Source organism: Kitasatospora sp. NPDC088779, from assembly GCF_040685395.1.
Classification (GTDB): Bacteria; Actinomycetota; Actinomycetes; order Streptomycetales; family Streptomycetaceae; genus Kitasatospora.
In genome coordinates this window covers 166,430-183,994 of the sequence record NZ_JBFBHW010000012.1, presented here as the reverse complement: position 1 = coordinate 183,994, position 17,565 = coordinate 166,430, and the positions used below count along the sequence as shown (strand labels likewise).

The following is a 17,565-nucleotide window of genomic DNA, read 5'->3' as shown; positions in this document are numbered from 1 at the left end:
CCGTGGTCAACTTCGGTCATCGCCCCGGGCATCCCGTCCACAGTCCCTACGATCGCCGAATGACGATCTGGAACGGCGACCCGACGGACCTGCGGCACTTCGAGCTCCCCCAGGACGTCGACCTCATCGTCTGTTGTCCTGGTCCGGTTGACTACCAGCACTTCACCATCTGGGCCCCGCGTGACGATGGTTACGACCGGCCAGTGACGATCCCCCGGAACAACCGGCTCACCCCTGGCGCCGACAACCTCCTCGCCGCCCCCGGCCTGAGCTACTGGAAGCCGCGGTGCCTGTTCTCCTTCGCCCGCTGCGCGGGGCCGCAGGACGGCCCCGGCCCGGCATGGACACATCGAGGCACCGAGCCGATCCGCACCACCCCCGGGCGCAACCTCTTCGTGGAGACCCCCACCCACGGCCCGATCATCGAGTTCCCCGCGCCCGACCCCGGCACCTGGATGTGCGGCCTGTGGACCGCCCAGACGACAGAGCCGGACGGCGCAGAGATCGACCTCTACGACGTCCGGCTCTGGCCGGCGTGACCGGGCTAGTCGGCGATGTCCACGAAGAACGGGTCCTTGTCGAGGATTCGCTCATTCGCGTACCAGGCCGACAGTGTCCCGCCGGCGCTGAGGTTGTCCGTCTTGTTCACCGGCATGATCGAGTAGTTGGTGTCATCCTTGGCCGCGCCTTCCCACGTCGACGCGAATGGGTACTCGTCACACTGGAGGTCGTCCGCGAGCTGCCCGAAGTACTGCGTGCACATCGCTGCCACGACCGACCGGTTCTGGTTGTACCGGTCCTGCTGCGCTGTCCCGGCGCCTGGGGCGAGGCGGGTCAGCGGGATCGCTGAGTGGATGCTGCCCGGGATCACCTTGTCGCCGTCGGTTTTCTGCGGCCGTGTCCATACCCAGTTCTCCTGGGCCCACAGGATGTGCCGGGCCACGGTGCCGGCGCTGCCAGAGATCGCGTACCGGTCCATCACGTTGACGTGGTCCGTGAACACGGAGCCCGCGTTCCTGTTCAGGTACGGCGCCTGATCCAGTCGGACATTCACGTTGGTGATCGCCCCCCACGCCGGGATGTCCGAGTGTGCCTGCACCTGGAGATTGCAGCGCGACGTCTTCTCTACGTCCGTCAGCACGTCCGCGTTGTCGTAGGCCGTGACACTCATCGTCTGGCCGTCCTGCCACTGCTGGCTGGAGGTCGGGCTGATCCCGTTCTCCTGGATCAGGCACGCCGGATTGCCGTTCCCGGTGCTGGTCCATCCGACGACAAGGGCCGACGGCGCCGTGACGCCCTCGAACGAGAAGTTGTCGAACCCGACCTGTGCGGTCACCGTACGGCTGCCCGACCGCTTCGCCTGCCCGGCTACCGTGCACCGGTACTTCGTCAACCCGGCCACCGCACCGTCGACGATCGTGTAGAACCCGCACGTCGCGACGAAGCACCAGCCGAATCGGGTCGTGGTGGCGTTGGCCGGGCCGGTCGGGAACAGGGAGCGACAGTCGGCCAGAGTCGGTGCGTCGATCGCGGCCGCCAAGGCCGCAGAGGGCGTGGCCGTCGGCGAGGCGGCAGCCGTGCTCGGCTGCGCCGCGGCTGCCACCGCGCTGGCGGCCTCCTCCCGCGTGCCCACGTGGGTACCGATCGGCATCGGGTGGGCGGTGTCCGCCATCTGGATGGTGTAGGTGTCCTTGACTGGTGTGGCCTGGACGGCCTGTGCGCTGGTCATGAGCAGCGCGGCCGAGGCGATAACGCTGGTGAGGAGTCGAAGCGTTCCGGATCTGGACAGGAGAATGCGCATGCGGGCGCCTCCGAGAGCGGTTGCGGAACATCCGACGAAGCGTCGGGGGCAACCGACGTTATCGAACGGTCCAACGAATTGTTGGCGTTCGCAGAAGCTAGCCCAGCGCGGCCCTTGTGTCCGGGTGACCAGGTTGAGGCTGTCGCCCAGGCTTGGCAGTAGTACGGCGGGTCCAGCCTGCTGCGGCCCTGATGGGGCGTACTGGATGGTTCCGGCCATGCGCGGGGCAGCACCGCCGCCGTGTGGTTGGCGTGGTGGGGGCGCAGCAGGCAGCGGGGGCCGGAGCAGAACGCTCCGGCCCCACAGGTCTGCCCAAGGGCCGTTATGCCGTGACGATCCCGCCCGGGGGACCGTCATCGTCGGCCTCGGGGTAGTTGGCGCTGTAGAGCTGCGTGGCCTCCTCCAGGGCTTGTACGAACGCGCCCTTCACCGCTGCCTCGTCTGTGCCACGGGCTACGACCTCGACGGGTCCGCGCAGGCCGTGTCGGAGTTCCACGGTGGTGACGGCGGCTTGGTCGGTGAAGAGGTCGTGTTCGAACTCGAAGCACGGTTGGCCGGTGAGCGGCAGCTGGTAGATGCGCTTACCGGAACGACGGTCGAGGCTCGCCACGGTGGAGTACACCTGCTCGTGGCGGGGCTGCCTTTCCCATAGCCGGCCTCGGCCGGACCAGCGGGTGCGCTTGCTCGGCATCACGACGGGGAGGTCGTTCACTCTGGCATAGCCGTGCGCCAGGAGGTCGTTCCACAGGTCCACGATGGCCTGGGCGTCCTCGGCGTTGTGAGGTGACCCCTGTGATGTGGACACTCTGATGGCGGATCTTGATGGTCCGGGAAGATGGTTCATATGGCAGGGCGGAAGTACACGCCGGAGTTCCGGGCGGACGCGGTGGCGTTGTGGCGGGCCTCGGCGGGGCGGCGGACGATGAAGGACGTCGCGGCTGACCTGGGGGTCACCCGGGAGACGCTGCGGTTGTGGGTTCGTGCGGCCGACGGCGGCGGGCAAGCTCCAGCCGGTGGGTCGGGACCGGAGGGCCACCAGGAGGAGCTGGCCCGCTTGCGAGCGGAGAACGCCCGACTGTTGAAGGCGGAGAAGGAGTGGCAGCTGGAGCGGGAGATCCTCCGCCGGGCGGCCCAGTATTTTGCCAAGGAGATGAAGTGACGTCCCGCCGCTGGGACTTCATCTCCGAGTATGCCGGCGAGTTCGGCGTCCAGCGGCTGTGCCGGGTGCTGCAGGTCTCCCGCTCGGGCTACTACCGGTGGTTGGCCGGTGCGGACGCCCGTGCCAGTCGGCAGGCAGCCGATCAGGCCCTGGCGGCGGAGATCCGCGAGATCCACGCCGTCTCGGGCGAGACCTACGGAGTCCTGCGCGTTCATGCCGACCTGCAAGGATCCGGACACCACGTGAACCGCAAGCGGGTGGCACGGCTGATGCGCGAGCACGGCATCATCGGCCGCCACCTTCGCCGCCGGAAGCGGACCACCCTCCCCGATCCGGTGGCGCCGCCGGTGCCGGACCTGGTGCAGCGGGACTTCACCGCCTCCCGGCTCGACCAGCGCTGGTGCGGCGACATCACCTACATCCAGGTCGGCGGCCGGTGGCTGTTCCTGGCCTGCGTGATCGACATCTGCTCACGCCGGGTCCTGGGCTGGTCGATGGCCCCGCACATGCGGGCCGAACTGGTCGTCAACGCCCTTGAGATGGCAGTGGCAGCCCGGGGCGGCGAGGTAGCCGGGGTGGTGTTCCACTCCGATCGCGGGTCGCAATACGCCTCAGCCGCGTTCGCGGACGTCTGCGACCGGTACGGGATCCGACGCAGCATGGGTCGGGTCGGCTCCAGTTACGACAACGCCCTGGCCGAGAGCCTGTGGCAGAGCCTCAAACGAGAAGCTCTGTTCAGGACGCTGTTCTCCACGATGGAGCAGGCCCGAATGGTGATCCTGCGATGGCTCACGTACTACAACGCAAGGCGACGCCACAGCGCACTGGCCTACCTCTCCCCGATGGAGTTCGAACAACAGCAACGCACGACGGCTAAACTCTCACTCGCGGCGTAAACCCCTGTGTCCACAATCCGGGGGTCACCTCATTGGTCATGGCGACCTCGATGCCGTCGAGGACCAGCAGGTGCACGAGTGGGGCGCTGGTGCTCTTGCGGGACTTCATCGGGACGAGAGCGGCGGCTTTCTCGGCGTTCTCGCGGTCGAGGGAGGGCAGGACGGAGGTGTAGGTGTCGGCGGTCAGCACGTACGTGGCGTGGCCGAGTACCTCCTGCACGACCTTGAGGTCCGCGCCCGCGCCGAGCAGCAGGGTGGCCGCGAGGTGCCGCAGGTCGTGCAGGCGCACGGGCGGCAGGCCCAGCTTCTTGCACAGCAGCTCGAACCGGTCGGTGAGGTAGTCCGGGTTGATTTCGCTGCCGTCCTCGCGGACGAACACCTTGTCGGTCACCGGCCACGGCCGTCCGGCTTCGGTCGCGTCGCGACGGGCCTCGGCCATCCGGTCACGGTGGTCCCGCAGTTCCTGGAGGGTGTGGCTGTCGAGGGCGAGCGTGCGCTCGCTGTCCTGCTTCGGGGCCTTCCCGAGCGGTTTGCCCTTCACCGTGACCACCTGCCAGTCCACGGTGATGACGGCCGTCTCGAGGTTGGCCTTGGGCCAGGCGAAGCCGGCGCCCTCGCCCCGGCGCAGCCCCCGGAAAATGGCCAGGTGCCAGAATGCGCGCAGCCAGTCCCCCTCGATGCCGTCGAGGAACTGACCGGCCTGCTCCGGGGTCCACACCATGACCTTCGACGGCTTCTCGCCGGTGCGCTCCCACGCCTCCACCCGCTCCGGCGTCCACAGCAGCGCCTTCGGGCGCTTGCCGGAGGGCAGGTCGATCAGGCTCGCCCAGTTCCGGCTGACCTGACCTTTCTTGACCGCCGCCGTGAGGGCGGAGCGCAGGGTGGCGCGGATGCGCTGCATGGTCGCCGGGGAGACGATGCGCATCTGGGCGTGGGGCTCGCGCTTGGGTATCTCCGGCGCGGGCACCGGCGGAGGCGAGGCGTTCCTCTTCGGCCGGCCCGGCTTGCGCCCGTACAGGGCCTTCCACTCGGCGTACTCGGCGCGGGCCTTGGCGATCATCGCGAGCTCGTAGGCGATGATGATGTTGCGGGCCTGGATCGCGTCGAACATGTCGGTGATCGGCTCGGCGGTCAGGTCCTCCAGCTTGATGTGGCCGAGCGCGGGGATCAGGTAGATCCGGATGTGGCTCTCGTAGGAGCTGACGGTCGTCGGCTCCAGGGTCTTGCGCTGCTCCAGCCACTTGATCAGGTACTGGGCGACGGTGGTGCGGTGGTCGATCACCTCGCGGCGGTCGACCTTCGCGATGGCCTTCTTCAGGGCGGCTACGGCGGCGTCCTTGTCCGGGTAGCCGCCCTTGCGGTCCCGCTTGGGCTTGCCGTCGGCGCCGGGCTTGAGCTTGAGGTAGTACCACCACGTGCCGTGGGCCTTCTTGCCTTTCAGCTTCGGGCAGCGGGCGCCGAGTTCGCGCATCTTCGGCTTTCCGCCGGCGTCCAGCACGGGCTGCCTATTGTCGTCCAGGACGGGTTCGCGGCAGGCGCAGCGGCGGTACACCGACCCCGGGGTGTCGTTCTTCGGATCGCGCTCGCTCATCTCTCTCAATCGTCCCTCGGGCCCCGTTGGTTGGGGCGACGGTTACGGCACGCCCACAGTCACCAAAGCCGTGCTGGTCAGGGCACAGGCCGGTGCGGCGGTGGGGAGTTGGCCGCGACCGTACGGCCGGCGGGGGCGTTGGGTCGCGCCGAGGCTGGACAGGGGCAGCAGCGCTGCCGCCGACATGGACGGGCATGGACCGGGGTAGACGAGAAAGAGGCCGGAACGCCCCCGCCGTACGGTCGTCGCCCTGGTACCGCGTGGTCGAAGACGCCCGGCCCGGGCGGCATGCAATCCCCCGGTAAGACCGCCATTCTCGGCTTGCATGGGTTCTGACCTGCACAGATGTGGCCTTCGGTGTATCGGTGCGGCCGGTGCGGCACACACGGGAACTGCCCGAACCGGCCGTGGACGGCGGGACGGTAGGGCCCGGCGCGGGCCACAGTGCGGGCATGACGACGAGCCCCGTTCCCGCGCTTCCCGACCCGCAGGTCCAGCCGACGATGACCGTGCCCGAGGCCGGCCGCATTCTCGGCCTTGAGCGCGCTGCCAGCTACAACGCCGCCCGGCGCGGCGACATCCCGACGATCGCGGTCGGCCGCCGCCTCCTCGTGCCGACCGCGAAGCTGCGCGTCCTGCTGGGCCTCGACCACACCGCCGACACCGCTGCCTGAGCGCTGCCGTCGCCCCTCAACCGCCGTGCCGGCTTGCGGACCCGGCACCTCACTCTGGTAGGAGATCACCGGCATGCCCTGGTTCGCCGTCGGCGACAGTACGGACGACCACCCCAAGATCCTCGCCGCGGGCAACGCGGCCGTCGGACTGTGGGTGCGCTGCGGCGCCTACGCGAGCGCACACCTGACCGACGGGGTGATCCCCGCTGCGGTCGCGGCGAGGAGCGGCACCGCCACGCAGATCGCCAAGCTGCTCGCCTCCGGGCTGTGGCACGAGGCCGGACACGCATGCTCGCGCTGCCCGCAACCGCGGCGCGGCGACTACGTGATGCATGGCTACCTGGACGCCAACCCGAGCCGCCGCCAGGTCCAGGAGAGGCGCCGGCGCGCGGCCGAGAAGAAGCGCCAGCAGCGCAACCCGCCGCCGAACGGCGACGATTCCGACGACGGTCCGGGACCAAACTGTGCCCCATCTGACGAGGACTGTGCAGGCCAGCCGCCCGCATCCCGGGGGGACGTCCCGCGTCCTCGTGCGCGCCCGGCCCCTCCCCGCCCCTCCCGTAGGGAGGGGGCTGGTGTGGGTGGGGAAGGTGCAGGTGGGTGGGGGCCGGCGGCGCGCCGGCACCCCCTGCCCGACGGCTTCTGGCCGGACGCTGCGGCGCTGGCGTGGGCGGCGGGCGACGGTCACCTGGACCGCCTTGGCGGCCCGGCCGGACTGTCGGCCGTGACGGCGGCGTTCACGGACTGGCACCGGGGCCGCGCCACCCTCGGCGCCGACTGGCAGGCCATGTGGCGCAAATGGGTGCGCGAGCAGCGGCAGCAGCCTGGACTAGCGGCGTCCGGCCGTCTTGCCGGGCGCGGCCGCCGTGCTGCGGCACGCCGAGGAGCGGCCTACGCGGCGCAGGTGAGCGTGGCGGACCGGCTGGCCTCGATTGAGAACGAGATCGCCCGCGACCAGGAATCCGGGCCCACTGACAGGTCGTTGACGCTGCTCCCCGAACCGCCGGGTGGCGGGGGCCGGCCCGCAGGCGCGGCACCGATGCCGGGACAGCGGCCGCTGATGGCCGCGCTTCCCGGAGGCCGCGCGGCCGCCCCCGACCCGCTGGAGGTGCTGGAGGCGATCGCCGACCACGGCCAGGCCCACGCCGTCGCCCTGTTCGGCTGGCGGCAGGTGGCGGCACTGCTCGTCGGCTCCGACCCGCACGCCGGAGAAGCATGAGCGTGCTGCCGCAGCGAGGTCTCGCCCGGTGCCGCTGGTGCGGTACGGCGGTGCACTGGACCATCACTGTCGCTGGCGCGCGGCTGGCCGTGGACGTGAACCCCTGCACGCTCGGCAACACCGCGGTCTACCGGGACGGCACCGGCACCATCCGCTCGCGCCGGCCTACCGCAGAGCTGCCGCTGCTGTCGTACGAGCGGCTGCACCTTCCGCACGCGGCCACGTGCATCGCGCGGAATTCGGAGTACAACTCTTCGCTTCCTCGCGAGTCTTGAGGGTGGGGGGCTGAACCAGCCAATAGCGGCAGCCAAGTTGAGATCAGAGCGATGGAGGAACGGGCGCGTGGCGCAGGAGTACGAAACGGTGCTGGCAGCGCTGCGCCGATGGGGGAACGTCCGGCCGACCGAGGGCGGCTGGCTGGCGCGGTGCCCGGCTCACGACGACCGGCAGGGCTCCCTGCTGGTGCTCGCCGCCGGGGACGGCCGTGTGGAACTGGACTGCCTGGCCGACGGATGCGAGACGCAGGACATCTCGGCGGCGCTGCGGCTGGGCCCGGAGTACGTGGTGGCCGCGCCGCCGGCGTTCGAGGACGGCCCGGGTTGGATCTGGCCCGGGTACGTGCCGTCGGCGGGCGTGAGCCTGATCGACGGGGAGGACGGCGTGAGCACCATGGCGGTGGCCTTGGACGTCGCGGTGCGGGCGGCGACGGCGGCGGTCCTGCCGGACGGGCAGCAGCCCCAGGCGGCGCGCACCGTGCTGGTGCTCGCATCACCGCAGACGGTCGGGCAGGCGGCGGAACTGCTGGAGGCCTGCGGACCGGGCAGCGAGCGGGTCGAGGTGGCTGCCATCTTGGGCGGGCGCGGTGGGCAGCAAGGGCTGCGCCTGCCCGGCGACGCCGACCAGGTGGAGCGGTTCCTACGCGAGCGTCGCCCCGAACTGGTGGTACTGGACCTCATGACGATCTGCCCGTACCGGGTACCCGTCGAGAGGGCGTTGCAGGTGCTCGCGGAACTCGCGCAGCGCGTCGGCACGGCGGTCCTGGCGGTGCGGGACGCATCTAAGCGCGCGGGTTGGTCGTCTTCGCGCCGGGCGCAGGAGGCGTCGCGGTCCTCGTTCACGGCCGCGGTGCACATGGCTGTTCACGGTGCGGACGGGGCGATGGCCCTGGTGCCGGTGTCCACCGGAGCGTGGACGGTGATGGGCGGCTTGCAGTTCCACCAGGCGGGCCGCACGCGGCCGGTGGTGTGGAGCAGCCGCTTCGCGCGCGGGCGCAACGAGGCGATGGCTGGCGCGGATCTGCGGCGTCGGCGGCCGGCGAGCACCAGCGCCTACGCCTTCTTGAGCAGCATGTTGGCGGGCGGCCCGGCGTCGGCTCGGGAGGTGCTGGCTGCGGCGGCCGCCGTCGGGCTCGCTCCTCGGACGGTGCAGCGTGCCCGCCGACAGCTCGGGGTGGTGGCGACGAAGACGAGCCGGGGCTGGGTGCTGTCCCTGCCGGGCCGGGGCTCCTCTGGCCGAGGAGCCCCGGGGTCAGGTCAGTGAGTCGGCTGGGGGCTGCGGGGAACGGTCGGGGTCGGGGAAGGGGCCAGCGTCGGGAGCAGGGTGGCGGTCGGGGACGGTGTCGGGGCCGTGACGGTCGGGGCGGTCACGACCTGGGTGGTGGTGACGGTCACGGTGACGGTCGGGGCGGGCTCCGTGGCCGTGACCGTGACGGCCGGGGCGGTGACGGTGGCCGTGCCGGGTACCTCGGGCAAGGTGACGGCCGCCGGGCTCGGAGCCTCGGTAGGGGCGGGGCGGGGCACGTGGCCGCCGGGGAGAAGCGGGTGTCCGGGGCGGTCGGGGCAGTAGGGACGGTCAGGACGGGAGCAGTCAGGGGCTGCGCAGGGGCGGGGCTGAGCATCACGGTCGCCGGGTTGGCAGGGGCCGAGGTCGGTTGGGTGCTGATGGCCATGCCGGTGGTGAAGGCTGTGGTGATGGCGAAGGCGACTGCTGCGTGCCGGGCGGTGACTCGGGTGGTCAGGGCCATGGTGGGTCTCCTTGAGGTCGGGGCCGGGGGCTCGCGGTCCCCGGCTGGCGGTACCAGCCTCGCAGGAAAGTTGACCTAAGTCTATAAAGAAGATGCAGGTAAGTTATGGCGGGTTTTCTCGGCGCGACACCCCGCCGCTGTTCAGGCACCGTTGCCGCCGACCGGCAGCCCGCCCAAGGGGGTAGCGTGACCAAGCCACTGCTTGCGGTGCCCGCGCGCCGCCCCGGCAGGCTGGGGCGCCGCCTCTATGCCGACCTGTCTGCCTCGGCCCCCGCCATCCGCCGACGCTTCTACGCCACCCTCGACGCCGCCGACTGGGCGCAGGTCCTCGCAGCGGCCAGCGCGGAGGCTGGCACCCCCTACGCCTTGTGGGCCGACGACCCCGTGGCTTTCGTCGAGGACGTCCTCGGCGAGTCCCAGTGGACCCGCCAGCGCGACATCCTCGACGCCTTGGTCAACCACCGCCGCGTCGCCGTCCCCAGTTGCTTCGGATCCGGCAAGACCCACATCGCCGCCCGGGCGGCCGTCTGGTCCTCAGTCGTCCACCCCCCGGGCACCGCCCTGACCGTCACCACCGCCACCCGGGCCCGCCAGGTCCAGCGGCAGATGTGGCCCCACATTCGTCAGATCGTCGCCCGCGCGGGACTGCCCGGCGAGGTCGGCGTCACTCAGTGGAAGATGCCCGACCACCACGGCACCGACGTGGTGGTCGCCTATGGCTTCAGCGCCCCCGACCACGACGAGTCCGCCGTCCAGGGCATCCACGCACCCCGCCTGATGTTCATCGTGGACGAGGCCGGCGGCATCGGCCGGGTCATCGGCGCCGCCATGCGCGGTGCCCTCACCGGCGAACACACCCGCGCGCTGCTGATCGGCAACCCGCCCAGCGACGACGAGGGCTCGTGGTTCGAGCAGACCTGCGCCGACCCTGGGGTGCACGTCCTGCCCATCAGCGTCTACGACACCCCGCTGCTGTCCGGCGAGCGGACCCGGCGCTGCCGCGCCTGCCCGCCCCAGACCCCCGCCCACCTGCTCGCCTCCCACCTCGTGGACCCGCAGTGGGTCGAGGACACCATCCGCGACCACGGTGAGGACGCGCCGTTCGTCGCGGCGAAGGTCCACGCCCGCTTCCCCCGGGGCGGCCAGGCCCGAGCCATCCCCTCCTCCTGGGTAGAGCGCGCCAGCGACGCCCCGGAACGGGACGGCCCGGACTTCACGCCCCTCAACGCCCTCGGCCTCGACGGCGAGACCAGCCGCCACCGGGTCAAGCACGGCGCGTGGGTGCGACTCGGAGTGGACGTGGCGGCGGGCGGCGGCGACGAGTTCGCGATCGCCCGATCCGTCGGCGACCTCATAGAGCTGCGCCACGCCGCCGCCGGCCAGGACAACGCCGACCCGGTGGTCGTCGCCGGGGTCGTCCTGCGCGAGATCGAAGCCGCCCAACGGCTCGCCGACGCAATCGGCAGCACCACGCCGGTGCGCGTCAAGATCGACGGCGTCGGCATCGGCTGGGGCGTCGCCGGCCTGCTGGAGGCCTGGCGGCGCGAAGGCCTCCACCGCGGGGAGATCGTCACAGTGATCGCCAGCGAAGGCACCGGCCGCGAAGACGAGGCCGCGACGCTGCGCCCCTCCAGCAAACGGGACGAGATGTGGCTGGCGATGAGGGCGCTGCTGTCTCCCCACGGCCAGGGATCGATACGGCTGCGCATCGACCGCCGCGCCCAGGCCCAGCTGTCCGCGCCCAAGATGTCGACCGACTCCAGCGGACACACCGTCATCGAATCCAAGCGCTCGATGCAGCGGCGCGGGGTCCGCTCGCCGGACCGAGCCGAGGCCGTCCTCCTCGCCCCCTACGAGCCGCAGACCGGCCGCCGCCGCGTCCGCATGATCGTCTGATGGAAGGTCAGATAATCCCTTGCTTGCGTGAATGTGCAAGGCAATATGCCTGCAATGCATATCTCAAGTATTCATGTTGACAGGGGAGATGGGCGAGGGTTTGGATGGCGTATCCACCGGGGCGAATCAGCCATGCCAAGCAGGGGGGTCCTGATTCCTTGGCATGAGCGCGATCCGTGTCGCCATGCTGAGGGGGACGAATGCCAGCGCTGGAGCATCTCACCGGGATGCGTGAATTCGGACTCAGGGAATTCCCAGGTACGGCCCCGGGCGCCCTGGCCCGCGTGATCAAATCCGTCTCGCCCCTCCATCCCGGCGACCGCGTCCGGCCTGGCAGCCTGACCGAAACCCTCGCCGTGGCGAACCTAGACGACTGGGCTGACAGCGACCTGCCCTTCGAACAGCTCGCCACCCGCGCAGCCCGCGCCGGCATCGCGGCCCTCGCCGTCGTCTCCGCCACCGGCTACATCCCACCCGAGCTGGCGCACTCCATGGAGCGCCTGCGCGTCCCGCTCCTCACCCTGCCCAGCCGCACATCCTGGACCGACATCGCCGAGGCTGTGACGCGCGAGCGGCTGCACGACCTGCGCCGGGCGATCACCTGGCGCGACCAGCTGCTCGGACACCTCCGGCCCTCCCCGGACGCCCTTCACCTGGCCAGGATCGTGCGCTGGCTCGCCACCGAGCACGCAGCCCGCGTCGCACTCGTCGGCTCTGACGGAGCACTGGTCGCCACCGCGCCGCAGCGCTCCGCCCACAAGCTCACCACCGTCGCCGACAAGATCGAGGAGGTCGCGGCCGGCGCTCTTGAGTCGGCCGTGCTCGAGAACGGCGGCGACGAGATCCGCCTCGTCGCCGTCGGCACCACCAAGCCGCGAGCCGTCCTCGCCGTCGCCCGGGAATCGCCCTTCGACCGCACTCTCACCCAGGTGATTAGCCGCGCCGCCGACCTGCTCGCGCTCCACCTCAGCGTGGCCGATGCCGAGTCGGCCATCCACGGCCAGGAGGTCACCGCGTCCGCGCTGCACGTCGCCGTCCTCCAGCTCCTGATGACCGGCGAGGTCTTCAAAGCCCGGCGCACCGCCGCCAGCCTCTACCCCGGCCTCCTCGACCAGGACCATGCGCGCGTCTACCTTCTGGAGAGCCGCCCGCAGGAACGTGACCACCTTCGCGAGGAGTGCTGGCGAGACGCCAACGGTGCCGCGCTCGTCGTCAGGTGCCCGGTCTACGACTCGCACCTGATCCTCGTCGTCCCACAGCCCAGCACCGGCGGCGATACCTGGGACGACGTAGGCGAAAGGCTGCGCGCCCTGGTCGCCCGCCACCCCCAGTGCTACCTCGGGGGCAGCCCGGTCCGTCATATCGCCGAGACCGCCCAGTCTTACCGGCACGCCCTGCGGGCGCTCGCCAACGCCCGGCTCGGCGACAGGACGGCGCTCTACACCGAGCAGGCGCACCTGCCGGAACTGCTCAACCAGCTCTACCCGGGCTGGGCCACCGTCGTACTGCACCCTCTCCTTGGGCAGCGCGCGACGGCGGACAGGGATGTGCTCATCCAGGCTCTCACCCTCACCCTGCAGTCCTCCGTGCGGGCGGCAGCCGAACTCACCGGAGCCCACCGCAACACCATCACGAACAGGGTGCGCTCCGCGGCCGGCATTCTCGGTGTCGATCTCGACAGCATCCGCGACCGCGCTGTGACCGCGCTCGCGCTGGAGGCCGTGCTCATGGACGAGAGCTGCGGTGAAGCGTCGCACGCCGGACCCGCCGACCTCCAGACCTACCTGGCCAGCCCAGAGGTCGGGGTCTGGGTGCGGGAGTTCCTGTACCCGCTGTCGGAAGAACTGCGACGCACCCTCAGGGAGTGGGTGCTCTCCAACGGCGACACCGCTGGCGCGGCCCAAGCTCTCGGCGTCCACGCGCAGACTGTCCGCAAGCGCCTGCGCACGGCCACGAGTCTGCTCCAGCGGGACCTCCTCGCCCAGTCCGCCGACGCACACGACGTCGTCCTGGCGATCGCTGTGCAGTTCGGCATCCGGCTGCCGCTACCCGTCCGTTAGGCCCGAGGGATGCTCGTGCCGCAGGGCGTGTCCGCCCGACACGGACAGCCATCGTGCCAGTGCTCACTGTGCCCGATGTGCAACGGTGATACCTGGCTTGTGCATTGAGCAGATTCCCAACAGAGCGCACACCATCTATGGTCGATCAAGGGGGGAATCCCCAATCTGCAACTCGCAAAATGGAGGGGACACTTGCGAACTCTTGCCGTGCTGGGGTCGAACTCCCGCGCAAATCAGACCGCCGACAGGCTTGTCGCCGCGAACTACTCGGTCCGCGCCTGGGGCACCACAGACACCGACACCGCCTGCCGCCGACCCACCACCCACCCGACGCCCCGAGAAGCCGCTACCGGAGCCCAAGCGCTCCTCACCCTGATCGAGGACATCGACGAACTTCGCGAGGTACTCGCCCACCCGGCGGCCGGTGCACTCGACGCCCTGGAGCCCGGAGCCTGGTGGCTCAACCTCGCGCCAGCACCGCCCAGCGCCAGCCGTGAACTTGGCGACCTTGCCCGCAGGCACGCCGTGGCCTACCAGCACACCCCGCTCCTCGGCGCGGACGGACACCTGGTCGTCATCGGCCCCGCAGCCGGCGACCGCTGCGCCCGCGCCGCCTGCGACGCCATCCTGGGAGCCATCGGAGCGGTGATCCACACCGGCACCGAGGCCGCCCACCTCGCCGTCACCGCGCTGCCGCGAGTCGCGAACGCCGAGCCGGCACTCGCCGTCCTCGGCATGCAGGGCTGGGACATCGAGGCCTCCATGCTGGAAGACGCCAGATCCGCCTACCAGCACTGACCACAGCGCCCCTTCGGGCATCGCCCGAAGGCCACACGCGCGGCCACCGCGCCGCGCCTGACGAACGAGACGGGACCACCAGCACCACGGGCCCGTGCAGAACAGGACGACGAACAACCGCTGCTGCCACCGGGCCCCCACCCACAGGGCGTCCGCTGGCGAGGGGAGTGCAGCCTTGACCACCGACAGCACGACGACCGACGACGCCAACCCCGACATCCACGAGTGGGTGATCGCCGCGTACGTCCCCGTGGACACGCAAGGCGCCGCCTACGCGCGCCGGCGCGGCATCTACCGCGTCCCGGCCACAACGAAGATCCAAAGCGCCGACGTGATCTGCACCCGCTGCCGCCGGCCCTACGACGAGGTCTGCGAAGAGCCCTGCGCGGCGTCCGACCCGATGCTCCACGGCGGACCCATCGGCACCCGCAAGCGCCGTCCCGCGCCCGAGCACCGCCACCAGGTTGCCGCAGCGGAAAACTTCCGCAAGCCGGACCCCGGAGACGCGGGTACCCGGATGCGGGAGTAGCCGCCGGGACGCTAGGCGACGAAGTGCCTAGCCTGCCTGCCGTGACCATACCAAGCAGGCACCAGCCCCATCTGACGGACGACGTCGCGCACCTGACTGCGCGCCGGGTGCGTGACGTCGTCGCCGTCATCCTGCTCGTACTCGGAACCATCGGCCTCAACGCGGCCGCCTACGCCACCGACCCGCGCTTCGGCCTCGCCTGCACCAGCCTTTCCGCGTTCGCGGCCGCCGCCGTCCTCGGCCACCACGACGAGCAGTAGGAGAGGTCCATGTCCCGCCGCTGGTTCCCCAGCCTGCGCCGCCCGGCGCCGGCCACCAAGTCCGCACCGGAGTACGCCCTCAACTGGGCACCCGCCGGCGTTCACCGGGCCCGGCCATGGTCCGTCGAACGAGCGGTGCGCGACGGCATGGAACGCGCGGTGTGGATCTACAAGGCGGTCGACACGATCTCCAACCACGCCGCCGACCGGCCACTGCGGGTCCGCCCGCGCAGCGGCACCTCCGACGAGCCCCTGCCGCCCCACGACGCCCACCCGCTCTACCGCGCGATGAACGTCAGGGCCAACCCCGCCGAGGGCGCGTGGACGTTCAAGAAACGGGTCAGCATGCAACTGCTGCTCTCCAAGCGCGGGGTGTTCCTCGAACCGACCTTCTCGCGCGGCGGCGACCTGCTGCGCATCGACCTGCTGCCACCCGGCCGGACCCGACCCGTGCCCTCCACCGGCAGCGACCTGATCTCCCACTTCGAGACCGTCACGATCACCGGCGAACTGCGCAACCTCGACGTTGAGCAGGTGCGGTGGATCCGCACGCCCCACCCACTCGACCCGTACAGCGGCATCACCCCGCTGGAGGCCGCCGGCCTGTCCGCCGACCTTGACTTCTTCACCCGCCACTACAACCTGTCGTTCGTCAACAACGACGCCAGGCCCGGCGGCGTGATCGGCATCGACGGCGACATGGACGACGACGAACTGCGCCTGCTGCGTTCCAAGTTCGCCACGGGACCGTCCGCGGCAGGCGCATGGACGGTGCTGAGCGGTGGCAACGTCACCGTCACCGACACCTCCGTCACGCCCCGGGACATGGCGTACGAGACCGTCGCCGCCATCTCCAAGGTCGAACTGCTCGCCGCGTTCGGTGTCCCGGAGTCCCAGCTCGGCAACGCCTCGGGCAGGACGTTCGACAACGCCCGCGCCGAGAAGACGACGTTCTGGGAGATCACCATGCCGCCGCACCTGCGGTTGATGGCCGACGCCTTCCAGGACGACGCCGGGGATGACAACGAGGTCTACTTCGACACCTCCGACGTGGACGTGCTGCGCGAGCCCCGCACCAAGCGCCTGTCCGAAGCCCGGGAGGAAGTCGCCGCAGGCGTCCGCTCCGTCCGCTCCTACGCCGAACTCGCCGGGTACGCCGACGAGATCGACGATACGCCAGCGACCCGGGCCCTGTGGCTGGCCTCCGGCCGTACCGCCCTGCCCGCCCGCGCCGCCGACGCCCCGGCCCTCGACGCCACGACACCGCCCCCGGCGCCGGCCGCAGGCAAGGCCCTGACGCCCACCTCCGACCTCGTCCTGGACGACACCGCGGCCGACTCCCTCCGCGACCGCCTGGACGACGCCCTCCAGACGCTCGCAACCCGCTGGACGGAACGCACCGTCGCCCGACTCAACTCCCCCCGGCACCGCAAGGGCACCCGGCACTGGGACAACCGCGGCGACACCGCCGCCCGCACCGGCGTCAAGGACCTGCCCGTCGACCAGGTGATCGACGTCCCGACCTGGCAGCAGGAGGCCGCCCAGACCCTCCAGCCCCTCATCGAACAGGCCGCCACCACGGCCGCGACCGAGCTGCACGCCGCCCTCGGTTCGACCAGCACCGCCACCGTCGCCGTCTGGCCCACGATCGCCCCGCTTCTCACCACATGGCTCGCCAAGCAGGCCCACGCCCTCGCCGACGACGTGGCCGGCGCCGACCTGGAGGGCAAGAGCCTGGCGGGCATCGCCGAGGCCACCCGCGACTGGGGCCGCTCTCTCGCGAGCTGGGCGAGCGTCAAGGCGAACCACCTCGCCACCGCCACCGTCGAGAGCGCCCGCGACCAGGCCGCCGCCAGCGCCCACACCGGCCTGGTCCGTCGCTGGGTCGCCCACGACGATGGCCGCACCAGGCCCGACCACGACGCGGCTGACGGCCAGACCCAGCCCTACGGCCAGCCCTTCACCATCGGCGGCGCCCTGCTGCGCCACCCCGGTGACACCACCGCCCCGCCCGGTCAGTCCGTCAACTGTCGCTGCCGCCTGGCCTGGCGACTCGAACACTGACTACCCGGTCCAACCGCAGGACCGCGAGCACCGCGCCCGTACCCCCGTGTGAGGATGAAGCATGACCACCGGAACGCCCCCCAGCGACCGCCAGCAGCTCAACGAGGACTGGCTGCGCAGCCGGCGCTGGGACATCCGCTACGCGAACGGCGAGCCCGTCACGACGCTCGACGGACTCGCCCAGGTGCTCCGCGTCTCCCGGGAGGAAGCGGCCCGGCGCGTCCTGACCCAGCCGTTCGGCAAGGCCGCGTCGGACAGCCTGCGGCGAGAGGCGGAGTCGCTGTCTGATGCCGGAGACCGTCAGTAGCCGGTTGGCCGCACTCGTCACTTCACCCAGAGGACGGCCAGGTAGGCGGCACCGAGGGCGAGCGTGGCGCCAGCGGCGGCAGCGCCTCGCTCTACGGCTTCGGGGAAGGAACGGGTTCGCCAGTAGCGGAGCAGGCCGCTGGCGAGAGCGACGACGAGGCTCGCCAGAGCGATGGTCACGAACACGAGAGCCCGCATGGCTGCCCTTCCTGGAGAATTGGGAGAGTGTGAAACGCGCCAGCGTTCAGCGCGTGTTCAATCCGCCGGATTGAACACACTGTACACCTGT

Annotated in this window: 18 protein-coding genes; 13 read left to right on the top strand and 5 right to left on the bottom strand. The window is 70.9% G+C overall.

Translation table 11 applies throughout. From position 1 onward, the window contains the following. Nucleotides 1-59 precede the first annotated feature (59 nt). On the top strand, nt 60-539 hold the full coding sequence (locus AB0P03_RS14360) for a hypothetical protein (protein WP_363629120.1): 480 nt from the start codon (nt 60-62) through the stop codon (nt 537-539). 5 nt (nt 540-544) lie between these two features. Here AB0P03_RS14360 and AB0P03_RS14355 read toward each other — a convergent pair whose 3' ends face one another. Further along, a complete protein-coding gene (locus tag AB0P03_RS14355) occupies nt 545-1,801 on the bottom strand; it encodes a NucA/NucB deoxyribonuclease domain-containing protein (RefSeq protein WP_363629118.1) in 1,257 nt (418 codons plus the stop codon). 322 nt (nt 1,802-2,123) lie between these two features. Beyond that, nucleotides 2,124-2,606 carry a hypothetical protein gene (locus AB0P03_RS14350; RefSeq protein WP_363629116.1) on the bottom strand — a complete coding sequence of 161 codons (483 nt, stop codon included), beginning with the start codon at nt 2,604-2,606 and terminating at the stop codon, nt 2,124-2,126. 39 nt (nt 2,607-2,645) lie between these two features. On the opposite strand from AB0P03_RS14350, the gene AB0P03_RS14345 reads away from it, so the two are divergent. Continuing rightward, a protein-coding gene (locus AB0P03_RS14345) for an IS3 family transposase (RefSeq protein ID WP_363629115.1) occupies nt 2,646-3,856 on the top strand; the annotation gives its coding sequence in 2 pieces (ribosomal slippage) (nt 2,646-2,892 and nt 2,892-3,856; 1,212 coding nt in all). On the opposite strand, the gene AB0P03_RS14340 is transcribed toward AB0P03_RS14345, so the two are convergent. Then, nucleotides 3,834-5,447: a tyrosine-type recombinase/integrase gene (locus AB0P03_RS14340; RefSeq protein ID WP_363629113.1), complete on the bottom strand. Its 1,614-nt coding sequence runs from the start codon at nt 5,445-5,447 to the stop codon at nt 3,834-3,836. The two genes, AB0P03_RS14345 and AB0P03_RS14340, sit on opposite strands and share 23 nt — an antisense overlap. A 452-nt stretch (nt 5,448-5,899) precedes the next feature. On the opposite strand from AB0P03_RS14340, the gene AB0P03_RS14335 reads away from it, so the two are divergent. The 4 genes from AB0P03_RS14335 (at nt 5,900) to AB0P03_RS14320 (ending at nt 8,879) form a co-directional block, all read left to right on the top strand. Next, nucleotides 5,900-6,121, top strand: coding sequence for a helix-turn-helix domain-containing protein (locus tag AB0P03_RS14335; RefSeq protein WP_363629111.1), 222 nt, complete (start codon nt 5,900-5,902; stop codon nt 6,119-6,121). A 73-nt stretch (nt 6,122-6,194) separates the two neighbouring features. Continuing rightward, on the top strand, nt 6,195-7,340 hold the full coding sequence (locus AB0P03_RS14330) for a hypothetical protein (RefSeq protein ID WP_363629110.1): 1,146 nt from the start codon (nt 6,195-6,197) through the stop codon (nt 7,338-7,340). Further along, nucleotides 7,337-7,615, top strand: coding sequence for a hypothetical protein (locus AB0P03_RS14325; RefSeq protein ID WP_363629108.1), 279 nt, complete (start codon nt 7,337-7,339; stop codon nt 7,613-7,615). Before AB0P03_RS14330 ends, AB0P03_RS14325 begins: the two co-directional genes overlap by 4 nt. Nucleotides 7,616-7,682: 67 nt before the next feature. After that, the gene (locus tag AB0P03_RS14320; protein ID WP_363629106.1) at nt 7,683-8,879 is read left to right on the top strand and encodes a hypothetical protein; all 1,197 of its coding nucleotides are present in this window, start codon (nt 7,683-7,685) and stop codon (nt 8,877-8,879) included. Here the strand turns inward: AB0P03_RS14320 and AB0P03_RS14315 are convergent. Then, entirely contained in the window at nt 8,873-9,091 is a 219-nt protein-coding gene (locus tag AB0P03_RS14315; protein WP_363629105.1) for a hypothetical protein, read from the bottom strand. The two genes, AB0P03_RS14320 and AB0P03_RS14315, sit on opposite strands and share 7 nt — an antisense overlap. Before the next feature lie 458 nt (nt 9,092-9,549). Between AB0P03_RS14315 and AB0P03_RS14310 the strand changes: the two genes are divergently transcribed. The 7 genes from AB0P03_RS14310 (at nt 9,550) to AB0P03_RS14280 (ending at nt 17,277) form a co-directional block, all read left to right on the top strand. After that, complete coding sequence (locus AB0P03_RS14310) at nt 9,550-11,259, top strand: DEAD/DEAH box helicase family protein (RefSeq protein ID WP_363629104.1); 1,710 nt, start codon at nt 9,550-9,552, stop codon at nt 11,257-11,259. Nucleotides 11,260-11,615: 356 nt separating this feature from the next. Continuing rightward, on the top strand, nt 11,616-13,319 hold the full coding sequence (locus AB0P03_RS14305; protein WP_363629102.1) for a helix-turn-helix domain-containing protein: 1,704 nt from the start codon (nt 11,616-11,618) through the stop codon (nt 13,317-13,319). Nucleotides 13,320-13,511: 192 nt separating this feature from the next. Further along, nucleotides 13,512-14,117 carry an NAD(P)-binding domain-containing protein gene (locus tag AB0P03_RS14300; protein ID WP_363629100.1) on the top strand — a complete coding sequence of 202 codons (606 nt, stop codon included), beginning with the start codon at nt 13,512-13,514 and terminating at the stop codon, nt 14,115-14,117. Between the two features lie 175 nt (nt 14,118-14,292). Further along, nucleotides 14,293-14,646 (top strand): hypothetical protein, encoded by a 354-nt coding sequence (locus AB0P03_RS14295; RefSeq protein ID WP_363629099.1) that lies wholly within the window; start codon nt 14,293-14,295, stop codon nt 14,644-14,646. A gap of 41 nt (nt 14,647-14,687) precedes the next feature. Then, nucleotides 14,688-14,906, top strand: coding sequence for a hypothetical protein (locus AB0P03_RS14290; protein ID WP_363629097.1), 219 nt, complete (start codon nt 14,688-14,690; stop codon nt 14,904-14,906). Nucleotides 14,907-14,915: 9 nt separating this feature from the next. After that, complete coding sequence (locus tag AB0P03_RS14285; RefSeq protein WP_363629096.1) at nt 14,916-16,970, top strand: phage portal protein; 2,055 nt, start codon at nt 14,916-14,918, stop codon at nt 16,968-16,970. Nucleotides 16,971-17,031: 61 nt separating this feature from the next. Continuing rightward, the gene (locus AB0P03_RS14280; protein ID WP_363629094.1) at nt 17,032-17,277 is read left to right on the top strand and encodes a hypothetical protein; all 246 of its coding nucleotides are present in this window, start codon (nt 17,032-17,034) and stop codon (nt 17,275-17,277) included. Nucleotides 17,278-17,294: 17 nt separating this feature from the next. Here the strand turns inward: AB0P03_RS14280 and AB0P03_RS14275 are convergent, their stop codons facing one another. Then, on the bottom strand, nt 17,295-17,474 hold the full coding sequence (locus tag AB0P03_RS14275; protein ID WP_363629093.1) for a hypothetical protein: 180 nt from the start codon (nt 17,472-17,474) through the stop codon (nt 17,295-17,297). Nucleotides 17,475-17,565 lie beyond the last annotated feature (91 nt).